This is a genomic window from Metabacillus rhizolycopersici (assembly GCF_020075705.1).
Genome location: NZ_JAIQUM010000164.1, coordinates 1 through 3,698, shown reverse-complemented (window position 1 = coordinate 3,698; position 3,698 = coordinate 1). Strand labels below are relative to the sequence as shown.

Annotated in this window: 4 protein-coding genes; 3 read left to right on the top strand and 1 reads right to left on the bottom strand. The window is 35.3% G+C overall.

The annotated features are described in order from the left end of the window. Positions 1-1,069, top strand: a 1,069-nt coding sequence (locus K9V48_RS27385; RefSeq protein WP_224142227.1) for a fructose-bisphosphatase class III, incomplete at its 5' end; no start/stop codon positions are given. Positions 1,070-1,196: 127 nt separating this feature from the next. Then, a complete protein-coding gene (locus K9V48_RS30215) occupies positions 1,197-1,322 on the top strand; it encodes a putative holin-like toxin (protein ID WP_498043137.1) in 126 nt (41 codons plus the stop codon). A gap of 518 nt (positions 1,323-1,840) precedes the next feature. Here the strand turns inward: K9V48_RS30215 and K9V48_RS27380 are convergent. Then, positions 1,841-2,299 carry a hypothetical protein gene (locus K9V48_RS27380; RefSeq protein WP_224142226.1) on the bottom strand — a complete coding sequence of 153 codons (459 nt, stop codon included), beginning with the start codon at positions 2,297-2,299 and terminating at the stop codon, positions 1,841-1,843. 207 nt (positions 2,300-2,506) lie between these two features. Here K9V48_RS27380 and K9V48_RS27375 point away from each other — a divergent pair, with 207 nt between their 5' ends. Further along, positions 2,507-3,475, top strand: a complete 969-nt coding sequence (locus K9V48_RS27375; RefSeq protein WP_224142225.1) for an NAD(P)-dependent alcohol dehydrogenase — start codon at positions 2,507-2,509, stop codon at positions 3,473-3,475. Positions 3,476-3,698: the final 223 nt, after the last annotated feature.

Sequence of the window (3,698 nt, the reverse complement as noted above, 5' to 3'; positions counted from 1 at the left end):
AGATGAACCACTATCTGAAGCAGATCAATTACAAATTACGAAAATTCATCAAGCCATTGCGATGATTCAGTTCAAGCTTGAAAGTCCTATTATAAAGAGACGTCCGACCTTTAATATGTCAGAAAGGCTGCTGCTTGAGAAAATTGATTTTGATAAAAATGAAATCACGATTCATGGGGAAACGTACCCACTGGAAAATACATGCTTTGCAACGATTAATACAGAGCAGCCTGATCAATTATTAGAGGAAGAAGCGGAAGTGATGGACAAGCTGTTATTTTCTGTTCAGCATTCAGAAAAGCTCGCCAGACATATGAATTTTCTTATGAAAAAAGGCAGTCTTTATTTGCGATATAACGGGAACTTATTAATACATGGTTGTATTCCTTTAGATGAACTAGGAAATATGGAAAAAATGGTGATTGAAAATAAAACGTATGCAGGCCGTGATTTACTTGATATTTTTGAGCGTTATTTACGATATTCTTTTGCACATCCTGAAGAGACAGACGATCTTGCAACAGATATGGTCTGGTATTTATGGACAGGAGAATATTCATCACTATTTGGGAAAAGGGGAATGACAACCTTTGAAAGGTATTTCATTAAGGATAAGAAAACCCATAAAGAGAGAAAGAACCCATACTACCATTTACGTGAAGATGAGGAAACCTGCCGTCAAATTCTTGTAGAATTTGATCTGGATCCTGACCAGGGTCATATTATAAACGGCCATACACCAGTGAAGGAAATTAACGGAGAAAATCCAATTAAAGCAAATGGAAAAATGATTGTCATTGATGGAGGCTTTTCTAAGGCCTATCAATCTACAACTGGAATTGCCGGATACACATTATTATACAATTCCTACGGTATGCAGCTTGTTGCCCATCAACATTTTCAATCAAAAGAAGATGTTCTTCTCAATGGAACAGATGTCTTATCCGTCAAAAGATTGGTTGATAAAGAGCTAGAAAGAAAAAAGGTTTTAGAAACGAATGTAGGAGAGGAATTATTACAGGAAGTCTCTATTTTGAATCGTTTGAAGGAATATCGGCATGTGAAATGAGAGAAATGATGATCATTTAATAGATTATAGCTTTATAGAATGTTTGTTCTTGTCTTGTGCTATAATTGTATGGTAATAGTTAAGGAAATTCAAGGGTGGTCAGCGTCACTCCGGCAGGAAAGGGGTGATGCTTATGATGACAATATTTCAAATGTTCATGCTAATGATAGTATTTGCTAGTTTGGTGTTGTCCATCATATCTTTTAGAGACAAAAATACCCCACCCTTGAAGCTTGATAGAGCGATAGAGTGAGTCATTTACCAACAACGCAGCTCCCCTTCTTGATGGGAGTTGCTATTGTTTGACTGTTTGGTGTATGAGCACCGGACAGTCTTTTTAATCGTTTAGGAAACTATAAAATTCTTACTATGGACAAGTGCACGTCATCGAGATCCTAGTCCCTCTTAGGTCTAAGCCAATCAGGAATAGAAGGTAAAAAAACACCTTCTATTCCTGATTGGCTTATGCCATGCCTGAGGCTAATCAAGGCGCTTGCGCTTTACTTATATATAAATCATGCTTAACGTTCCGTGTTGCTTTAGAATAAAGTTTGATCAAATTGATACTAATAATCTAGATAAACGAACAAACAGAAAAAGCTTGTTTTGAAAAAAGATTGATCAAAACAAGCTTTTTATATATTCATTTGAAATATTCTTTAATAATCAATCAAAACAATAATAATCTTAGGCACATTTTACCACCACAAAAGGGGTTTACACTTTAATGAATTAACACCAATTTTACTTACATGTCTTGTAAGTTAAAAATCATTTCAATAATTCTTTAATCTTTCTGATTGATTTCGTTAATTTGATTCTCACAATCCCTCTCCATACTGTCCAATTAAAATAACCAATAAAAGCACCTGCAATAATATAAATAGTAAAGCTAACCAGTGATATTAATATTACGTTATCCTCTTTATGTTCATAAGTTAATGTCCAATTAATAAATCCAAGATGCAGTCCTAACGCTAATACACCCCTAAAGAAATTTATTGAGATTGCTCCCTTTTTTCGGGTCTTTTCCCAGCTAAGAATTCTATCTTTCTTTTTCTTATTTCTCACCTTAAACAATAAGAAAGATAAAACTAATATATATACTCCTGAAAAAATATGGGATATTACTAAGGAAAGTGTTAATTCGTCTTTTGTTAATCCCCAATAAATAACTATGAGACCTATGAAGAATGCAATAAATAAACAAAAAATATATATCATTCTCATATCAGAAATATCCTCTTCTAATTTTTTACTTAATCATTTTAAATCTTTATTCAACCTGATATTCCATATCCTCACAACATTCCAGTCTTGATTATCTCTGAACTTTACTATTTTGTAATCAGTGGGTCTTTTATCGTTTTTTAGCCATATTTATTAGTTATTAATGATTAAAATGGATAAATTCGAAGAAATTTAGGAGGAATATTTATGAAAGCTATCGTCTATAACAAATATGGTCCACCTGATGTTCTTAAATTAACAGAGGTGGAAAAACCTATTCCTCAAGACAATCAAGTACTGGTAAAAATTCATGCAACATCCTTGAATTATGGTAACCTGGTTCTTTTGAAAGGGGAACCGTTCTTAGCCCGCTTTGCTTTCGGTCTTCTAAAACCAAAATACTCCATACCGGGAGGTGACATAGCAGGTCATGTTGAAGCAGTTGGCAAAGGTGTAACGCAGTTTCAACCAGGCAATGAGGTGTTTGGAGACCTTTCAGGTTGTGGTTGGGGTGGTTTTGCCGAATATGTATCTGTTCCCGAAAATGCGTTAGCGTTAAAACCAGCTAATTTGTCTTTTGAGGAAGCTGCTGCGGTACCTATGGCGGGAGTCACAGCCTTACAGGGTCTGCGGGATAGAGGCAAAATTCAGTCCGGACAGAAGGTATTGATTAACGGTGCCTCTGGTGGTGTGGGAACTTTCGCAGTACAGATTGCTAAATCATTTGGGGGAGAGGTAACTGGTGTGTGCAGTACGAGGAATTTAGACATTTTGCGTTCGATTGGAGCAGATCATGCCATTGACTATACAAAAGAAGATTTTACCAAGAAAACGCAGAGTTATGATCTAATTCTTGGTATTAACGGATATCAACCGATTTCAGCTTATAAACGATTATTAAGACCTAATGGAAATTTTGTTCACGTCGGAGGTTCGGGATCTCAATTGTTCCAAGCCATGGTCCTAGGACCTTGGCTTTCAATGATGGGGGGGAAGAAAATGAGCAGCTTTTTACAAAGGTCTAACCAAAAAGATCTGATTTATATAAAAGAACTTCTTGAAACCGGAAAAGTAAAACCAGTAATTGATAGATGTTATACGTTAAATGAATTGCCCGAAGCCTTCAAGTATTTTGAAGAAGGACACGCTCAAGGAAAAATTATCATCACTGTGTAAAGATTTTTTTATACAAATAAAAGGAACGCACAAATTAAATATATCTAAAATGTGCGTTCTCTTATCAATAGGTTTTTATTGAATTAAACTGCCTCATTCGTATTATAAGGTCAGCCAGATAAGAAAATATTTCTGGTTGACCATTTTTTATATGGTTTTATTATAACGGTAGCCGGGGTAAAACGTAACTGCCCGTGGGACATAGATCCCGTCAGCTAAACAG